Source organism: Streptomyces sp. AM6-12 (genome assembly GCF_044327085.1).
Lineage (GTDB): Bacteria > Actinomycetota > Actinomycetes > Streptomycetales > Streptomycetaceae > Streptomyces.
In genome coordinates, this window is record NZ_JBIQWN010000001.1 from 92,794 (window position 1) to 109,257 (window position 16,464).

General features: G+C 69.6%; 19 protein-coding genes. 9 read left to right on the plus strand and 10 right to left on the minus strand.

The features are described from left to right. Positions 1-321: 321 nt before the first annotated feature. Complete coding sequence (locus tag ACE4Q9_RS00460) at positions 322-606, plus strand: hypothetical protein (RefSeq protein ID WP_397982167.1); 285 nt, start codon at positions 322-324, stop codon at positions 604-606. 189 nt (positions 607-795) lie between these two features. On the opposite strand, the gene ACE4Q9_RS00465 is transcribed toward ACE4Q9_RS00460, so the two are convergent. Beyond that, complete coding sequence (locus ACE4Q9_RS00465; RefSeq protein WP_397982168.1) at positions 796-966, minus strand: hydrophobic protein; 171 nt, start codon at positions 964-966, stop codon at positions 796-798. Between the two features lie 139 nt (positions 967-1,105). Between ACE4Q9_RS00465 and ACE4Q9_RS00470 the strand changes: the two genes are divergently transcribed. Continuing rightward, complete coding sequence (locus ACE4Q9_RS00470; protein WP_397982169.1) at positions 1,106-1,279, plus strand: CsbD family protein; 174 nt, start codon at positions 1,106-1,108, stop codon at positions 1,277-1,279. Between the two features lie 697 nt (positions 1,280-1,976). On the opposite strand, the gene ACE4Q9_RS00475 is transcribed toward ACE4Q9_RS00470, so the two are convergent. The 3 genes from ACE4Q9_RS00475 to ACE4Q9_RS00485 form a co-directional block, all read right to left on the minus strand. Beyond that, positions 1,977-2,501 carry a hypothetical protein gene (locus ACE4Q9_RS00475; protein ID WP_397982170.1) on the minus strand — a complete coding sequence of 175 codons (525 nt, stop codon included), beginning with the start codon at positions 2,499-2,501 and terminating at the stop codon, positions 1,977-1,979. A 634-nt stretch (positions 2,502-3,135) separates the two neighbouring features. Then, positions 3,136-3,555 (minus strand): ribonuclease domain-containing protein, encoded by a 420-nt coding sequence (locus ACE4Q9_RS00480; protein WP_397982171.1) that lies wholly within the window; start codon positions 3,553-3,555, stop codon positions 3,136-3,138. Positions 3,556-3,940: 385 nt separating this feature from the next. Further along, positions 3,941-4,114 (minus strand): CsbD family protein, encoded by a 174-nt coding sequence (locus ACE4Q9_RS00485; RefSeq protein ID WP_397982169.1) that lies wholly within the window; start codon positions 4,112-4,114, stop codon positions 3,941-3,943. 139 nt (positions 4,115-4,253) lie between these two features. Here ACE4Q9_RS00485 and ACE4Q9_RS00490 point away from each other — a divergent pair, with 139 nt between their 5' ends. From ACE4Q9_RS00490 to ACE4Q9_RS00500, 3 genes are all read left to right on the plus strand, one after another. Beyond that, positions 4,254-4,424 carry a hydrophobic protein gene (locus ACE4Q9_RS00490; RefSeq protein ID WP_397982168.1) on the plus strand — a complete coding sequence of 57 codons (171 nt, stop codon included), beginning with the start codon at positions 4,254-4,256 and terminating at the stop codon, positions 4,422-4,424. A 239-nt stretch (positions 4,425-4,663) separates the two neighbouring features. Next, positions 4,664-5,638 carry an L-threonylcarbamoyladenylate synthase gene (locus ACE4Q9_RS00495; protein WP_397982172.1) on the plus strand — a complete coding sequence of 325 codons (975 nt, stop codon included), beginning with the start codon at positions 4,664-4,666 and terminating at the stop codon, positions 5,636-5,638. 352 nt (positions 5,639-5,990) lie between these two features. After that, positions 5,991-6,494: a MarR family winged helix-turn-helix transcriptional regulator gene (locus ACE4Q9_RS00500; protein WP_397982173.1), complete on the plus strand. Its 504-nt coding sequence runs from the start codon at positions 5,991-5,993 to the stop codon at positions 6,492-6,494. An 11-nt stretch (positions 6,495-6,505) separates the two neighbouring features. Here the strand turns inward: ACE4Q9_RS00500 and ACE4Q9_RS00505 are convergent, their stop codons facing one another. The 6 genes from ACE4Q9_RS00505 to ACE4Q9_RS00530 all read right to left on the minus strand — a co-directional run bounded on the left by ACE4Q9_RS00505 (position 6,506) and on the right by ACE4Q9_RS00530 (position 12,430). Beyond that, positions 6,506-7,693: a PP2C family protein-serine/threonine phosphatase gene (locus ACE4Q9_RS00505; RefSeq protein ID WP_397982174.1), complete on the minus strand. Its 1,188-nt coding sequence runs from the start codon at positions 7,691-7,693 to the stop codon at positions 6,506-6,508. Between the two features lie 595 nt (positions 7,694-8,288). Further along, on the minus strand, positions 8,289-9,374 hold the full coding sequence (locus ACE4Q9_RS00510) for a SpoIIE family protein phosphatase (RefSeq protein WP_397982175.1): 1,086 nt from the start codon (positions 9,372-9,374) through the stop codon (positions 8,289-8,291). Further along, positions 9,371-9,814, minus strand: a complete 444-nt coding sequence (locus ACE4Q9_RS00515) for an anti-sigma regulatory factor (protein WP_397987077.1) — start codon at positions 9,812-9,814, stop codon at positions 9,371-9,373. The genes ACE4Q9_RS00510 and ACE4Q9_RS00515 overlap by 4 nt, the downstream gene beginning before the upstream one ends. After that, complete coding sequence (locus ACE4Q9_RS00520) at positions 9,814-10,233, minus strand: STAS domain-containing protein (protein ID WP_397982176.1); 420 nt, start codon at positions 10,231-10,233, stop codon at positions 9,814-9,816. Before ACE4Q9_RS00520 ends, ACE4Q9_RS00515 begins: the two co-directional genes overlap by 1 nt. Further along, complete coding sequence (locus tag ACE4Q9_RS00525; RefSeq protein ID WP_397982177.1) at positions 10,230-11,126, minus strand: STAS domain-containing protein; 897 nt, start codon at positions 11,124-11,126, stop codon at positions 10,230-10,232. Before ACE4Q9_RS00525 ends, ACE4Q9_RS00520 begins: the two co-directional genes overlap by 4 nt. Positions 11,127-11,257: 131 nt before the next feature. Beyond that, positions 11,258-12,430 carry a PP2C family protein-serine/threonine phosphatase gene (locus tag ACE4Q9_RS00530; RefSeq protein WP_397982178.1) on the minus strand — a complete coding sequence of 391 codons (1,173 nt, stop codon included), beginning with the start codon at positions 12,428-12,430 and terminating at the stop codon, positions 11,258-11,260. 200 nt (positions 12,431-12,630) lie between these two features. On the opposite strand from ACE4Q9_RS00530, the gene ACE4Q9_RS00535 reads away from it, so the two are divergent. The 4 genes from ACE4Q9_RS00535 to ACE4Q9_RS00550 all read left to right on the plus strand — a co-directional run bounded on the left by ACE4Q9_RS00535 (position 12,631) and on the right by ACE4Q9_RS00550 (position 16,463). Continuing rightward, entirely contained in the window at positions 12,631-13,065 is a 435-nt protein-coding gene (locus ACE4Q9_RS00535; RefSeq protein ID WP_397982179.1) for a MarR family transcriptional regulator, read from the plus strand. 415 nt (positions 13,066-13,480) lie between these two features. Next, the gene (locus tag ACE4Q9_RS00540) at positions 13,481-13,666 is read left to right on the plus strand and encodes a CsbD family protein (protein ID WP_397982180.1); all 186 of its coding nucleotides are present in this window, start codon (positions 13,481-13,483) and stop codon (positions 13,664-13,666) included. A gap of 148 nt (positions 13,667-13,814) precedes the next feature. Further along, on the plus strand, positions 13,815-14,714 hold the full coding sequence (locus tag ACE4Q9_RS00545; RefSeq protein WP_397982181.1) for a YihY/virulence factor BrkB family protein: 900 nt from the start codon (positions 13,815-13,817) through the stop codon (positions 14,712-14,714). Between the two features lie 165 nt (positions 14,715-14,879). Beyond that, on the plus strand, positions 14,880-16,463 hold the full coding sequence (locus ACE4Q9_RS00550; protein WP_397982182.1) for an FMN-binding glutamate synthase family protein: 1,584 nt from the start codon (positions 14,880-14,882) through the stop codon (positions 16,461-16,463). Position 16,464 lies beyond the last annotated feature (1 nt).

Genomic DNA, 16,464 nt, shown 5'->3' on the forward strand with positions numbered 1-16,464 from the left:
CGCCCACCTCGCCGGCCAAGTGGTCGCTGTCGTCGCGGTGCGGTGAGACATGCGGAGGTACCCTCGCCCTCTCCGGCAGTGTGGGCCTGCCACACTGCGATCCCATTGGCGCGGGGCGCCTGATCAGGCAGCGCGCCCACGTGCCAGTTCCCAGTATCGGCGTGCGACTGGTCGGTGTCGCCTCCGCGAGTGCCCCCGAGCGACACCGGGCGCCCTCGCCGCGCCGCAGGCGCAGGACCAGTACCGGGCGCTGGTTGCCGGTGCGGCGGGCGGCGCGTTCCTGCCGGGAGCAACCGGGATGGTGGTGGAGGTGGGTCATCCGTGGGTGCCGAGACCCAGGAGGTCGGGGGCCGGCACGGGGCAAGGCCGCGGCCGGAGCAGCGGGGCCCCGACCACCAGCCGGGCGCCACTCATCTGGAGGGGCAGCACTCCGTGCACCGGGCGTCCGCAGCCGGGCCCGCCGGACCCGCCGGGCTGAGCATCGACGTCGTCGGCGAGGACGTCGAATGCGGTGAGCCGAAGTCGGCAATGTCGTCCTGCTGGGCAGACGCCACCTCCCTGGGCGGCGTCGAGGGCCACGCGGGCATACTCGCGCCTGTTCCGTGAGGCCCGCGGCGGGGCGTGACATGGAGATTGCGCGGGTTCCCGGCGCGGGCCCGGCCCGCCTCCGGCGCATCTGCCCTGGTCCTGGTGTGGGGCGTGCTCGTCTGGTGTGGCTCCTGGTCGGCGTGCGGACGTGCGAGGGCCCGGCCGTGCATACGGCCGGGCCCTCGGGCGGGCTGGTGCCCTGTCAGGTCACCATCGGTACCAGCGGCCGCGGCTGCCGCCGGCATCCGTGGAGCGCACGACGAAGCCGAGCAGCCAGACCACGAGGACGACCAGCGCCACCCACCAGAGAATCTTGAGGGCGAACCCGGCGCCGAAAAGGATGAGCGCAAGAAGCAGGACGAGCAAAAGGGGAACCATAGTTATCGACCTCCTGAGCCGCCGTATGCCCCCCATCGTGGAGGGCATACCCGGAATCCGCCTCTGTTTACGAGGAACGGACGGGGGCACGAGCCGGTCACCGCAACACCGGACAAACGCTTCGAGGAGGCTGTCTTTCATGAGTGCCGGCGAGAAGGCCAAGGCGACGAGCGAGCAGGCCAAGGGCAAGACCAAGGAAGCCGTCGGCAGCGCCCTCGGCAACGACCGGATGGCCGCCGAGGGACAGGCCGAGAAGAGCACCGGCGACGCTCGCGCCGCCAAGGAGAAGACGAAGGACGCCTTCAAGCACTGACACCCCGCACACCCAAGCCCCAGAGGGGGGCCTTCCCAACGACGGAAGGCCCCCCTCAGCCAACCCCGCACTCTCCGCTGAACCAGCCGGGACAACGGACGCCGACCGCCCCGCCCCCGACGTGGACGTGCACGTTCTCGTCCGCGTCGACGTACGCGACCGGACCGCCGTACGCGTCGGCCGTCCGATCCACGCCGGCAGTCCTACCGCGCGGTCTCAGTACACGGTCGCAGGTGTCGCGGATATGACACCCGCGAGGGCTCTGCCGATGGGCGTCGACGCGTACGACGAAGCCGTCGCAGAGCAACCCGGGTGCCGACCGATCAGACCTTCCACGTTGACCGGCAGGTGCCGACGTTGTGGCGCCACCTGGGGCTCCTCGCGCAGGAGCGAGGCCCGGTCGCGGCGGCCGGACGGCACCAGCCGACGGAAAACGATCTCCGACAAGCATCGGATAGGGCGACGGACAGTCCCCGGCCCGGGCCGGGCGAGAACACCGGGTACCAGCCGGACTTTTGGTGGGTCAAGTTCTTGCTGGCCGTTGCCGGCGTTGCACTGGCGGGGGTCGCCACATCCAGGTGCCCAGCGCCTCCAAGAGCGCGACGGCCAACCGTCCTCACCCTCCGGCCCCCGGCGGCGTCGCCCGACCGACGCCGCAGGCCAGGACCGACCGTGTGCGGCCCGCCAGGGCCACCGGCTACAGGGTGACCGCCTGACTGTACGACTCGGCGGATGAGGTGCCGTTGCCGTCGTAGCCGAAGTACGTGCAGAGGCCGCCGGTCTTCCACGAACCGCTGGCATACGGTGCCCAGTCGGACACGCCACCGTAACTGGCGTTGGAGACGGTGGTCTGGTTGGAGGAGACGTTGTTCCCGTTGCGGTAGAGGGCGACGACGATGTTGAGGGAGGCCACGCGGGCGGTGCAGTTGACGTTCGTACCGCCCATCACTTGGGTGGTCCCGGCGCGGCTCGGCTTGGTGACGGTGACGGAGCAGGTGGTGAGATCGTCCGGGAGGGCGTGGGCCGATCCGACGACGGTGACACTCGCGCCGTCCGCCGTCACGGTGGCGCCGTGACGCCCGGCCGGGACCGTGAAGGTGACCGTGTGTGACGCGTTCCCAGAGGTGACCTGGGAAGCGGCGTGGGCGGAGGTGGTCGCGGCTACCGGGAAGGCCGCGGTGGCCACCAGGCCGGCCAGGCAGCCCGCGAACGTGATGCGCATGAGGACCTCGATTCGGAGGGACTTCGGGGAGGACGAGGGTCACGTCCCGCGGCGGGCAAGAGTCTGCGGCCGCCCGAGCAGGAGTGTCAAAGCGTGCCAAGCGCGTTTTCACGTCGTTCTGTTCCCGCGGTCGCGAGCCGTGCCGGGCGCTTGCGTGCCCGCTGTACGGGCATCCGGCCCCTCCCGTGGGGGCACCGCAGGATGGCCGGGGAACGCCCCGGTGTCACAGGTTCCGCGGGAAACGCACTTCCTGCCGTGGCACGCCCCTTGTCCGCCCGACCCAGGTGGTGTAAAAGCTGCCGGTCCGGAGCCAGCTGCCGCTCCTGTCCGGCTCCGGGTCGTCCTCCGACTCCGGCGGCGTGGGGGCACATGAGCGAACAGATCGCTGATGAGCGCGTAGCCGCCTCGCCGGTGCCGCGCAGGTGGGTGGGCGAACAATGATGCGGCGCCGACCCCCGGGCCCTGCAGGTGCTTGAGTGCGCTGCTCCGGGAGGCTGAGCTGTGGCATCGTATCGGCGCGTGCGGTCAGGCAGGACCTTGGCGAGGGTGATCCCGGGAAGACCGTCGCTGCCGATGTGTCCATCCGCGACAGCCACTGCGTCTTCCTGCGCGAGCCACCTGCATGCCGGAAATGTCAGAGCTGGTAGAAGTCGGTGTAGTGGTCGGGCGAATACCAGACCACACCGGCGTTCGAGTCGACGACGATCCGGTAGGCGTCACGATGAGCGCCGCAGGTACGCGGGTAGATGTCGTACTCGTAGAAGGTGTCACCGGACGGCAGTTGCCCGTCATTGTTGTAGAACTCGCCGCCGGCATAGCTGCATTCGCCGTCCGGCCAGTCATACCAACCCCGAGCGGTCGGATAGCCGAGATCGGACCACGTCGAGTTAGCCGTGGCGGCGTCGGAGCATCCGCTGATGCTGCAGGAACCGTAGACCGCCGCGTTCGCGGCGGGACCGTTGACAGCGGACACGCCGAGCACGGACGCGAGGGCGGCGATCAGCACCGCGAACCGCTTGGCCCGGGACAGTCGGGGACGTCGAATAGTCAGCACGTGAACCTCCAGGTGAATGAGTCCATGGACATGACACTCTGGTGGTCCTATGTGACAACCGGATGTACCCCTGGTTGCCGAGCGGAGGTGATCCCCTTTCCTGACGATACGTAAGAAAAGGGCAATGACCAGGCTGATTTGTCTACGCGCGCTGCTCGCGGCGACGGTTCCGACCAGGGGCAGGTTCGTGACGAGGAGCGGTGCGACGAGGGCGCCAGGCGTGGTGGCGCGGCAGCGGCTGCGTTGCCGGCAAGGAGATCGGTGGCCGACGTGCACTTCCTTCGAGCCAGACGACCAGTCGCCGGGGCGGCGCTGCCAAGGGTTGGCTGAGGGGGGCCTTCCGTCGTTGGGAAGGCCCCCCTCTGGGGCTTGGGTGTGCGGGGTGTCAGTGCTTGAAGGCGTCCTTCGTCTTCTCCTTGGCGGCGCGAGCGTCGCCGGTGCTCTTCTCGGCCTGTCCCTCGGCGGCCATCCGGTCGTTGCCGAGGGCGCTGCCGACGGCTTCCTTGGTCTTGCCCTTGGCCTGCTCGCTCGTCGCCTTGGCCTTCTCGCCGGCACTCATGAAAGACAGCCTCCTCGAAGCGTTTGTCCGGTGTTGCGGTGACCGGCTCGTGCCCCCGTCCGTTCCTCGTAAACAGAGGCGGATTCCGGGTATGCCCTCCACGATGGGGGGCATACGGCGGCTCAGGAGGTCGATAACTATGGTTCCCCTTTTGCTCGTCCTGCTTCTTGCGCTCATCCTTTTCGGCGCCGGGTTCGCCCTCAAGATTCTCTGGTGGGTGGCGCTGGTCGTCCTCGTGGTCTGGCTGCTCGGCTTCGTCGTGCGCTCCACGGATGCCGGCGGCAGCCGCGGCCGCTGGTACCGATGGTGACCTGACAGGGCACCAGCCCGCCCGAGGGCCCGGCCGTATGCACGGCCGGGCCCTCGCACGCTTGAGGCGGAGGCGCCAGAGCTCAGCTACACCCGCGACACGCTGATCGAATGATCACAGTCCTGGTCCGCTTCGGCATGACGTCGGCCGTGCTCCTCGCCGGAACGAAGCGGCAGGCCCGGCGGGGGCAGTCGCTCGTCGCACAGGCGCAGGGCCGAAGGTGAGAGAATCCGAGGGTGATGGCAAGCACCAGAGACATCGAGAAGGCAGCCGGTGTGCTGCGCGGCGGCGGCCTGGTGGCCCTGCCGACAGAAACGGTCTACGGCTTGGGCGCCAACGCCGAGGATTCCGCCGCCGTCTCGCGTATTTTCCAGGTCAAGGGACGCCCGCCTTCCCACCCGCTGATCGTCCACATCGGCAGCGCGGATCTGCTGGGCGACTGGGTCGAGGATGTGCCCACGACGGCCCGCCTTCTGGCCGAACACTTCTGGCCGGGGCCCCTGACACTGGTCCTGCGGCGTGGCCCACGCGTACCCCTCGTAGCGACCGGTGGCTTGGAGACGGTCGCCGTACGCGTGCCCGACCACCCCGTCGCACGTGCACTACTCGCAGCCTTCGGCGGTGGTGTCACGGCCCCGTCCGCCAACCGGTTCGGCTCGGTCAGCCCGACCACGGCGGACCACGTCCGTACCGAGCTCGGGGATGCGGTCGACTTCGTGCTGGACGGCGGTCCCTGCGAGGTCGGCGTCGAGTCGACCATCGTCGACGTCACCGGCGGTATCCCGAGCATCCTGCGCCCCGGCGGGGTGACGCGCGAGGACCTGGAAGCCGTTCTGGGTCACTCCCTCGACGTCCCGTCGACCAGCCACGTCCGGGTGCCGGGCCAGCATCCGTCCCACTACGCGCCACGTGCACGCGTCGTCCTCGTCGAACCCGAGAAAGTCGTCGCCGAAGCGGAGCTGGCCCAGGAGCTTGGGCACCGGGTGGGCGTCCTGCTGCCGGCCCCCTCCCCCGGCGATCCCGTAAAGGCGCACGCCGTGGTCGAAATCCCCCGGTCGGCGGCTGCCTACGCGCGGGGGCTGTACGGGTTCCTGCGCGAACTCGACCAGCAAGGGTGCGATCTCATCGTCGCATCGCTGCCGGTGGAGGAAGGGCTGGGACTGGCGATCGCCAACCGGCTCCGCCGCGCCGCAGGACCCCGCTCCACCGTGTGACGCCTTACTGCAGGTGACGGTCCGGATGGACCGGCTCCGGGACTCGCGCTCTCCTGCGAAGAGCCATATCGGAAGAGACGTCGCCGCTGCCGAGTGCGCCGGGCCGGCAGCCGCTGCGGCCACCAGAAGGAGGCAAAAGGCGGTCAGTCGGTAGGGCGCGGCCTCAGCGGGTGGGGAGCCCACGCAGGAGTCACCTCCGGGTAACCCACGTCCGTGGGGGAAGCGTCCTGCCGTCCGGCCCGGCTCCCTGGGATGGCCCGGCTGGCGGTGCTTGCTCGGCGACTCTTCGGGTACCGCGCTTGAATGAGGATGGTATCCGTAGGCACAGACGATTGCTGAAAGCGATGGGTTCGTGACTCGTCTCGGTGGCTTGGGAGACGACCAGTCGAGTGGTCCGGGTGACGATGCCCTGTCCCTCGCGCTGGAGATCGCCGATGCCGTGGACAGCCTGGTGAACCTGTGGACAGTGGCCAGCCAGGGGGCGAGTCTGCGGCTGTCGTCGCATCAGTTGCGCGCACTGCGCGTCCTGGAGTCGGACCCGGGGCTCAATCTCACGGCTTTGGCGGAAGGCATGGAGATAGGGCCGCCGACCGCCAGCCGGCTGTGTGACAGGCTGGAGGCGGCCGGTCTGCTGGAGCGCGTGCTGCATCCGCGCAAACGGCGGGAAGTGCAGTTGCATCTCACAGCGCGTGGTCGGCAGGTGCTCGGTGAGGTGGCCTCCCGCAGAGCACAGGCACTTGCCGAGGTTCTCGCGGAGATGGAACTCGCCGAGCGGACGGCGCTGAGCCGGGGCTTGAGCGCCTTTCTTGCCGCTCAGGGCGACATCGACCGGAGGGCTGGGGGCTCCACCCGCTGACGGGAGCCGGGTCAATGCGGGCGTCCGGTCCAGTCCAGGCAAACCACGGCAGCGTCGGACATCAGCTCCCTGCTGCCGTAGTGCTCGATCAGCCCGGAAACGACCGCGCGTGCCGTCTCGTGTGCCGGGGTGGTGCGGAGGGCGCCGAGGATCTGGCGCAACGCTCGTTCCCCGTATAGATCGCCGGCTGCGGAGCGGGTGTCGTGCACGCCTGTGCTGACCACTATGAGGCGATCGCCCGGCTCGACTTGGAAGACTTGTTCTTCGTAGGGGGTTTCCTCGAACATGCCGAGCGGCATCTGGGCGTCCAGTTCGACTCGTTCGGTGTGACTGCCGCGCTGGCGGAACAGCTGGGGGGAGCCTGCGTCGACCGCGCGGACCGTGCCGGTGGGCAGGTGGAAGTCCAGCAGCAGTGTGGAGGCGTACACCTTGCCGCCGTACTGGGCGTAGATCGCCTGATCGGCCAGGCATGCCTGGTCGGCGAGGGCGATGCCGGCGCGGCGCGCGTTGCGCAGGGCACTGACCGTGAGATTGGTGAGCAGGGAGGCGTCGATGCCCTGCCCCATGCCGTCGGTGACGGTCAGGACGAGATGGTCGGCGCTGGTGGACCAGTCGAAGTTGTCGCCCCCGATCGCGTAGGCCGGCTCAAGATGGGCGCCGATCACGTACTCCTCTCGGGCGCACCCCCGGCCTGGGAGGAGTTGCCACTGCATTTCGGCGGCGAGGGTGAGGCGGCGAGTACGACGGGCCTGAAGGTAGAGGTCGGTGTCGCGGTCGACGGTGGAGACCTCGTGGCCCAGTGCCGTGGCGAAGTCGCCGAGCTGGAGCACGGTGTCCGGGGCGGCACTAGCCTCGGGCAGTCGTACGGAGAGGACGCCGAGCCGGTCGCCGCGCACGGTGATCGGCAGGTGCACCAGGTGACCGGACGGCTCGCGGCACACTTCGATCACCGGACTCTGCTGGATGAAGGCGCTGCCCGCCGGACCGTCATGGGCGGGGACCGGAGTGCCGGTGCAGGGCAGATGGGACACCGGCTGCAGGACGCTCAGGCCGTAGTCGGCGAGGAGGAGGGTGACCTCCTGTGCCCCGAACCGCTCGGCGAGAATACGGCGGGCAGTGGCGACGAGCGCGTGGGGCGCAGCCGCGCGGAGTCGTGCTTCTGCCGACGCAAGTGGTCCAGAGGTATTCACCGCATCCACCCTCTCGCCTTGTGGTCCCCACGCTACCCCGAGAATGCTCGCTTCCATGAGAGTCGCTGCGTGAGAGGAGTCGGTTCGCCACCGCGCTGGCGCGCGGTGCCGTGCGCAGCCGGCCCAAGGCCACGGCCGCACGCAATCCGTGGCCCGTGACGTCCCCTATGCCGGCGAGGACGGCCGTCGTGCAGTGGGACAGCGTCGTACCGGTCGCCGCCGATGTCCGAGCCCCGGCTGGCGGGGCAACAGCGAGCGGCCAGGAGCACGGTCTGCCCGGCCGGACGAGGCCCTCCTCCTCGCCCAGGCTCAGCACGGCCGCGGTGTTCTTGTCGCCTTGCGGCAGGGCTTGTTGCAGCCGCCTGCCGGCGTGCACTACGCCGTCCTTGGCGGGCGGGCGCGGCAGGGCGCAGGTGAGGGCGCCTGCCGGACGCGGGACAGCAGTACCCCCAGCCCGTCAATACCGAGGCATCGGCGCAACCGTGCCGTCAGCGACGTGCGGAAGCGGGTCCGTTCCATGGCCGGTGCCCCGCCGTCTGTGGCGATGCGGTCGGCAGCGGCGCGAATGTGTGCCGCGTCGGCGACCGACGCCAGCTTCCAGGCGTCAGAAGTCACGGTCATGGACGCCCGTCGGACGGGTCGGGGTCAGTACGGCCACACTGGTGTCGTCGCGCAGGGGGCGCGCGGCGCTGCCGGCGTCCCGCAGAACGACCGCGGCCACCACGGCCGGGTCATGGGTGAGGAGCTGCTGGTCGTGCGGAGGCGTCCAGTGGCTGGGGAGGCCGCCGCTGTGCAGGATGAGCATGCTGTCCGGCTGCCAGGCCAGGTGCTGGACGGGCACGGTCGCGGGGAACTGGGCTCCGACGATGCCCGGTTGGGATACGAGGTGCTGCCATCCGGCGGTGTTGCGGAGGCGGGCGCCGACGTTGCCCACGCCGGCGAACAAAAGCCGGTTCACCCTTTCGTCGAGCTGCGCCACTGCGATCGCCGCGCCTCGCGTGGGCCGCAGGGCGGCATGCAGATGGCGCAGGATTTCGGCCGGCGGCAGGGCTGCGGCCCGGCACAGGCCGTCCATCGCAGCCGTGGACGCCACGGCTGCCTTGTCCCCGTGGCCGAGACCGTCTGCGAGCATCAGCGTGACCTGGGAGCCGGAGCGTACCCAGGTGAAGGCGTCGCCCGAGTGCTCGGCTCGGCCGAGGGAGGCGTTGATCCCCCCGGCCCGCGTGCCCGTGGGGGAAGGGAGCAGCCGCGAGTGGGACGCGACGCGCGGGCGGGCGGAGCTGACCCGTGCGACGGCGACGGTGCCCCGGCCCGAGCAGGTGTGCAGGTCGAAGGCGCTGGAGATCCGCAGGCAGGTGCCCAGGCCCGCGCCCAGGGACGACGGTGCCGTGGTGTAGCCGTCCTGCATCGCCGCCCGTACGTCGCCGATACCCGGCCCGTGATCGAGCGAGGTGATCTGAACGCAGGGGACGGCATGCGCGAGGGTGTCGGCAGGTCCGGTGAAGTTGATGACGATACGGCCTGCGTCGGCGTGCTTGACGAGGTTCGTCGCGAGTTCCGTCGCCACCAGGGCCGCGACCGCCGTGGCGTGTGGGTCCAGCCCTGTCTGGGCGCAGGCGTCTTCTATGGCGACGCGGACATCCCGGACCCGGGTGCTGTCCTGGACCGGGATGTCCCAGACCCTGCTCACGGAGTACCGGGGCGTGGCGAGGGGAGGCCGGAGACCCAGTCGGCGATGGTGACGGTGGTGCCCTGGCCGGGCCGGCTGTCCACGGTGAACTCCTTCACCAGCCGTTTGGCCCCGCTCATGCCCAGACCCAGGCCGCCGCCGGTGGTGTAGCCGTCCGTCATCGCACGTTCGATGTCCCGGATGCCGGGTCCGGTGTCGACGAAAGACAGCCGCAGACCGGGCTGGGCCCCATCCGTCAGCAGGGTGACTTCCACATGCCCGCCGCCTCCGTGGACGAGGGTGTTGCGGGCCAGCTCACTGGCCGCCGTCACCAGCTTGGTCTGCTGGACCAGGCCGAAGCCGAGGCCGGCGGCGACCTGGCGCACGTGCTGGCGCACCCAGGCGAGGTCCGCGTCCGAGCCGACGGGCAGGCGTGTGGTCGAGGCGAGCGGGGCATGCATCATGCACCCTCTTCCCGGTCGGCGGGCAGGGTTGCGGATGACGTGCGGTCCAGTAGGGACAGTGCCCCTTCGGTGTCCAGCGCCGTGACCACGCCGGGCAGTGTCAGGCCCAGTTCGACCAGGGTGATGGCCACGGCCGGGCGCATACCGGCCAGCACCGTCCGTGCGGCCAGCAGGCGCGCGCCTGCGGCGATCTCGGCCAGGACGCGGCCTAGGAAGGAGTCGACGATCTCCACGCCCGAGATGTCGATCACGACACCGCGCACCGGATCCGGGTTCGAGGCGATGCGGTGGGTGATGTCGTTCTGGAGGTGTTCGGCCGCCCCGTCCTGCAGCTCTCCCTGGAGGGTCACCAGCAGGATGTCGCCCAGTGTCAGGACAGGCACCGGGCCGCCGTGGGCGGCGGGGAGGCCCGTCACCGCGGGTTCGCTCCGGCGACCGGTCGGGGTGAGACGACGATGCCCTGCTGGTTGAGCGCGTACGCCAAGGCGTCGGCGAGGCCGGCTCGGGTGAGGATCGACCCGAGGTCGATACCGAGGTGGACGATGGTCTGCGCGATGGCGGGACGGATCCCCGACACGATGCACTCCGCGCCCATCAGCCGGGCTGCGGCGACCGTCTTCATCAGATGCTGGGCCACGAGCGAGTCGACGGTCGGCACGCCGGTGATGTCGAGGATGGCGTACTGCGCCCGCTGTTCCACGATGGCCTCCAGCAGGCTCTCCATCACGACCTGGCTGCGCGCGCTGTCCAGGGTGCCGATCAGCGGCACGGCGACGACGCCCTCCCACAGTCTGATGACCGGAGTGGCCACCTCCAGAAGCTGCTGGCTCTGGCGGGCGATGACTTCCCTGCCCGCGCTGACCGTCGTCTCCATGACCACCAGGCGGAGCGTGCCCATCAGGGCGGTCAGCCCGAGCAGGCACGCCTGTGCGTGCTCGTCGGCAAGGTTTTCGAACTCGGCCCGCAGCAGTGCGGTGACCGGCTCACGCAGTCCGGCCACCTCGCCGGCGATCTGCGAGGGACTGGAGCCGGCCCGGGCCCGCGAGGCAGCCATCCGCCCGAGCTGGTCTCTCACAGGGGCGAAGCCGGGCGCCTCGATGTCGTCCAGCCGTCCCGTGCGCGCCACGTCGGCGAGGGCGTCCACGACGGCCTTGCACGCCTCGACCGCCTCGCCCCTGGAGACCGTGAAGACCGTCCGGAACAGGGAGGCGTCCGCCCATTGCTGGGCGATCTGCTCGCGACGCCGTTCCAGAAAGCCTCCGAGTTGCTGCCTGACCTCGGGGGCCGTGTCGTGCTCGGTCACCTGCATCGTCTCCCTGCTGCGAGCCTTGTGATCGACCCAACCGCGACCCATCAGGCAATTATTGCCGCATGGCAAACGTTAGCGCGAGGAAGGAGAGTCGAACAACACGCGATCGCCACAATCGGGGCCCGCCGTCGTCAGGACCCGGAGGTCCGGCCATGCCAGTCCAGGCAGACGACCAGCGCATCGTCGTCAGGCACCGGCTTGCCCCGGTGACCGGTCAGCTCCCGCAGGATCGCGCGCGGCACCTCGGCGGCAGGCAGCAGCCGCGTGACATGGATGGCCCGGGCCAGGGCCGCGTCCCCGTACGCCTCACCCTTCGGGGACGCCACCGCGTGGACGCCGTCACTGACGAAGACAAGCCGGTCGCCGGGCTCGACACGGAAGTCCTGCGCGACGTAGTCGGTCTCCTCGAACATACCGAGGGGCAACTGGGCATCGAACGCCACGCGCTCCACGACGCCCTTGCGCAGCCGCAACAGCTGGGGGGATCCCGCATCCACGACGCTCGCCCGCCCGGTGGCGAGGTCGAAGTCGAACATCAACACGGACAGGTAGCAACGCCCCTGGTAGTGGGCGTACACGGCCTGGTCGGCAAGGGCCGCCTGGTCGGCGAGGGAGATGCCGGCGCGCCGGGCGTTGCGCAGGGCGTTGATGGCCAGGTTGGTGAGCAGCGACGCCTCTATCCCCTCGCCCATGCCGTTGGTGACGTACAGCATCAGATGATCGGCGGTAGCCGACCAGTCGAAGTTGTCACCGAAAATCGCGTAAGCGGGCTCAAGCTGCGCTCCCAGCTCGTATTCGGGACGAGAGCATGAGCGGCCGGGCAGGAGCTGCCACTGCATCTCCGCGGCAAGGGTCAACCGGTCCTTGCGCCGCGCCTGCAGGTACAGGTCGGTGTCGCGCTCGGCCACGATCACCTCGTGCCCCAGCATATCGGCGATCTCGGCCAGCTCGGACTCCCGCTCGCGGGCAGCCTCGCTCTCGCGAAAATTCACCGAGAGCACACCGAGCCGGTCGCCGCGCACACTGACCGGCAGATGCAGACGCGCGCGCCCGTCGCGGCCCTCTTCACGGTAAGGCTTCTGCGAACCGAAGGCCCGGCCGGCGGGGCTGTTGTGCACCGACACCGGTTCCAGCGTGTGCGGTAGCACCGAAACCGGCTGAAGCACGGTCAGGCTGTAATCCGCCATGAACAGTTCGACGTCCTCCGCGCCGTACTGCTCGATCAGTACGGCACGGATGGCGTCGAGCAACTCATGGGGAGCCGCCGTGCGCAGAGCGCGCTCGGCCGTCATAAATCTATTCATAAGGGGATATACACCTATCTTCCGTCGGAAACCGTACGCGCCTCACCAGGGAGGCGAAGTTCAGGAACGGGCCACACCGCTGCCAAGGGCCATCTGTAGCCAGCACGCGCACCTAGTACGCTGACAGTCGCCCCAGTGCCTGCGAGAGTGTGACTGTGACTGCCTTCCGCCGCTGCCCAGAGCCCGATGAGGTCGCGCGCGTGACCACCACGGCCGCCGAGTTGCTGGAGGTCGTGTGGGGCCGCGCGTCGACCGCCCCCACCTCCGCTTCCCAGCTGCGCGCGCTGCACATCCTCGAGCACCACGACGGCATCAATCTGCGCACCCTCGCCGAGTCCCTCGCGTCCACCCCGCCGTCCACCAGTCGGCTGTGCGACCGGCTGGTGGCCGCCGGCTTCGTCGAGCGAGTGGCGAGGGCGGAAGACCGGCGCGAGGTGCGACTCCACCTCAGCGGCCGGGGCCGCACCTTCCTCGCCGATCTGCGCGCTCGCAGGGAGAACGAATTGCAGACGGTGCTGGCCGATATGCCCGCCGCCAAGCGGATCGCACTCCTGGAGGGACTGGAAGCGTTCTGCGTCGCCGCGGCGACACAGATACACGGCGAAGTCCCGGATTCGGGCAGCCGTAGCGCCTGAACCGCCGTTCGCGGCACCGGTGTCACCCCCACCTGTCGACGATGGTGACCAGCACACGGAGCGGTCTCCGTCCACCGGAGCATTCCAGGTCCTTCCCCGCGCACGTCCGACGTGGCTACTTTGTTGCGTCACGGCCATTGTTGTCAAACGACAACAGTGCACTCTGGCCGGCCCTTGCCCCTCTTCGAATACCCCGATCTGACAGAAATTGTGGTGGCACCGGCGTGGAGCTGGGCGAGTCCGGTTCCGCAGCCGTGTGAACCCGAGCCTTCGCCGTCGAAGGACCGTGCCACTCCTCGACGTCCTCACCGAGCCAGCCGCACGAGTGGTCCGGGAGCGGACCGGACATCACCTGAAGCGGCGCGGGTAGAGGGCTGGGGAACACGACGAGCGCGGGCTGGGAAGGATGGTTTCGATGAGCACTGGGGACAAGGCCGACAACGCCGCGAACAAGATCAGGGGCAAGGCGAAGGAAGCGGTCGGCAAGGCGGTCGGCAACGAACGTCTGCAGGCAGAGGGCAAGGCCGACCAGGTCGCAGGCGACGTCAAGCAGGCCGGTGAGAAGGCCAAGGACGCGGCGAAGGACATCTTCAAGGACTGAGCCGCATCCCGAACAGGCGGGGCCTGGCTCGTCGGGCCGGGGCCCGCCTTTCGCGCGCAGCCCCTGTTCGGCAGCGGAGCCGCGTGGTGGCCGGCCGGCGCGGTGACTGTGAGTGGTACCCGGTCAGTTCGAGGGGGAGCATGCGGTGATGGATGACGATGGCGATCACCAGTACGGGTGGTGGGCGGCACTGCGCCGCACACCGGTGGCCGTCTGGAACGACGACGTCACGGACTGGGCAGCCGCTTTGACCTACTACGCGGTTCTCGCTCTGTTCCCCGTCCTGTTGGTGATCCTCTCGGTTCTCGGGCTGACCATGCCTGCGACGACCCCCCGGGTGATCCACCAGGTGACGGAGATCGTCCCGGCCACGTCCCGCGGGCTGCTGCGCAGCGCTCTGCAGCAGATGGCCCACCAATCGTCCGCGGCATGGATGCTGGTCTTCTTCGGCGCCGTGGGGGCGCTGTGGTCGGGCTGCAGCTATCTGAGCGTCTTCCGCAGGGCCCTGCATGCGATCCACCGCTCCGACTCGCACCGGCCGGTGTGGCGTACCGCCCCGCGCATCGTCATCACCGCGATCGTACTGATCAGCCTGCTCCTCACCACCACCCTCACACTGTTGCTGAGCGGCAGCCTGGTCAGGCGCCTGGCGCGGGCACTCGACCTGGCCACCGTGCCCCAGACCGCGTGGGAAACGCTGCGCTGGCCAGTTCTGGCCGCGGTGGCCGTCGCCCTGGTCCTGGTGCTCTACCGCTCGGGTCCCGCTCCCTCCCGCCCGCTCCGGAAAATGGCACCGGGCGGGGGTCTTGCGATCGTGCTTCTGCTGGCCGTCTCCCTCGGTTTCACCGTCTATGCCCAGCATGTGAGCACCTACTACCGCCTGTATGGCTCGCTCGCGGGTGTGGTGGTTTTCCTCATCTGGCTGTGGCTGTCCAACCTGGCCCTCTTGATCGGCGCTCAGTTCAATGCCGAGCTGGCGACATTCGGGCGGCACCGCTCGGCGGCGATCACCGCAACTTCACCTTCGACCGCGCGGCCTCCGGCCTGATCGTCTGCTTCCTGACGGCCGCCGGTGTCCCCTCGTAGCACGGATGGCCCAGGACAAGCGGCGAGCAGCGCCGGTGAGCGAGCCGCGCCGGCCGTCGTGCGAGGAGATGACGGGTTCTTGGGGGCCGGGGTGCATGGAGGCGGGTTGTCGGGCAATGCGCGAGTGGTGACACGCATTGTGATCGTCTTCCTGACTCTGACCGCCGCACTCGTGAGCGCTGCGGCGGCCGTCGGTTGCTCGCCCTATTGGTGGTTCGCGGCCGTTCCGTTGCTGTCCCTCGGTGTGTTGGGCGGCTGGGACCTGGTCCAGCGCGAGCACTCGGTGCTGCGCAACTATCCCGTTCTCGGTCATGCCCGCTTCCTCCTGGAGCGGATACGCCCGGAGCTCCAGCAGTACTTCGTCGAGCGGAACTTCGACGGCCGTCCCTTCGACCGGGACGTGCGCAGCATCGTCTACGAGCGTGCCAAGGGCACGGACGCGGAGGAGCCGTACGGCACCGAACGCGACGTGTACGCGCCCGGTCACGAGTTCCTCGTTCCGTCGATGGCGCCGTGCCCGGTGCCAAAGACTCCGCCGCGGGTACGGATCGGCGGCCCGGACTGCGAGCGGCCGTACGACATGGCCCTGCTCAATGTGTCGGCGATGAGCTTCGGCTCGCTGTCGGCCAATGCGGTCCTGGCGCTCAACGGCGGCGCGGCGGCCGGGAAATTCGCCCAGGACACGGGCGAGGGCGGCCTGTCGGAGTACCACCTGCGTCCGGGGGGTGACCTCGTGTGGGAGATCGGTACGGGATACTTCGGCTGCCGTACCCGTGATGGGGACTTCGACGCGGCGGAGTTCGCCGAGAAGGCGGCGCACGACCAGGTCAAGTGTGTTTCCCTGAAGCTTTCCCAGGGTGCGAAGCCCGGCATCGGCGGTGTGCTGCCGGGGGCGAAGGTGAACGCCGAGATCGCCCGGGTGCGGGACGTGCCCGAGGGGCGCACGGTCGTCTCCCCGCCGTACCACCGGGTGTTCTCCACTCCGCGCGAACTCGTGCGTTTCATCGCCCGCATGCGTGAGCTGTCCGGTGGCAAGCCCGCCGGGTTCAAGTTGTGCGTGGGCTCGCGCCAGCAGTTCCTGGCGGTGTGCAAGGCCATGCTGGAGGAGGGCACGGCACCCGACTTCATCGTGGTGGACGGTGCGGAAGGCGGAACCGGCGCGGCGCCGCTGGAGTTTGCCGACCACGTGGGCACCCCGCTCACCGAAGGCCTGATCACGGTGCACAACGCCTTGGTGGGGGCGGGGCTGCGCGACCGGATCAGGATCGGGGTGAGCGGCAAGGTCGCCACGGGTACCGACCTCGTCAAGCGCATGGTCCAGGGCGCCGACTACGCCAACGCGGCGCGGGCGATGATGTTCGCCGTCGGCTGCATCCAGGCGCAGAGGTGCCATACCAACACCTGTCCCACCGGCGTCACGACCCAGGACCCGCACCGAGCCCGCGCCCTGGACGTACGGGACAAGGCCCCGCGCGTCCAGCGCTTCCAGGAGGCGACGGTGGCCAGCGCCCTGCAGATCATGGCGTCCATGGGGGTCAGCGACCCCGCGCAGCTGCGCCCGCACATGCTCCGCCGCCGTATCGACCCCCTCACCGAACGCTCCTACGAGGAGTTGTACGAGTGGCTGGCGCCGGGGCAACTGCTCGCGGAGCCCCCGGCCTCATGGGCGGCCGACTGGCAGGCCGCCGACCCCGACCGTTTCACCGTCTGAC

What these genes read in the sequence shown, in the direction of transcription:
- ACE4Q9_RS00465 (WP_397982168.1), bottom strand. Translation starts at nt 966, where the DNA reads ATGGTTCCCCTTTTGCTCGTCCTGCTTCTTGCGCTCATCCTTTTCGGC.
- ACE4Q9_RS00470 (WP_397982169.1), top strand. Translation starts at nt 1,106, where the DNA reads ATGAGTGCCGGCGAGAAGGCCAAGGCGACGAGCGAGCAGGCCAAGGGC.
- ACE4Q9_RS00475 (WP_397982170.1), bottom strand. Translation starts at nt 2,501, where the DNA reads ATGCGCATCACGTTCGCGGGCTGCCTGGCCGGCCTGGTGGCCACCGCG.
- ACE4Q9_RS00485 (WP_397982169.1), bottom strand. Translation starts at nt 4,114, where the DNA reads ATGAGTGCCGGCGAGAAGGCCAAGGCGACGAGCGAGCAGGCCAAGGGC.
- ACE4Q9_RS00490 (WP_397982168.1), top strand. Translation starts at nt 4,254, where the DNA reads ATGGTTCCCCTTTTGCTCGTCCTGCTTCTTGCGCTCATCCTTTTCGGC.
- ACE4Q9_RS00495 (WP_397982172.1), top strand. Translation starts at nt 4,664, where the DNA reads ATGGCAAGCACCAGAGACATCGAGAAGGCAGCCGGTGTGCTGCGCGGC.
- ACE4Q9_RS00515 (WP_397987077.1), bottom strand. Translation starts at nt 9,814, where the DNA reads ATGCATGCCCCGCTCGCCTCGACCACACGCCTGCCCGTCGGCTCGGAC.
- ACE4Q9_RS00525 (WP_397982177.1), bottom strand. Translation starts at nt 11,126, where the DNA reads ATGCAGGTGACCGAGCACGACACGGCCCCCGAGGTCAGGCAGCAACTC.
- ACE4Q9_RS00530 (WP_397982178.1), bottom strand. Translation starts at nt 12,430, where the DNA reads ATGAATAGATTTATGACGGCCGAGCGCGCTCTGCGCACGGCGGCTCCC.
- ACE4Q9_RS00540 (WP_397982180.1), top strand. Translation starts at nt 13,481, where the DNA reads ATGAGCACTGGGGACAAGGCCGACAACGCCGCGAACAAGATCAGGGGC.
- ACE4Q9_RS00545 (WP_397982181.1), top strand. Translation starts at nt 13,815, where the DNA reads ATGGATGACGATGGCGATCACCAGTACGGGTGGTGGGCGGCACTGCGC.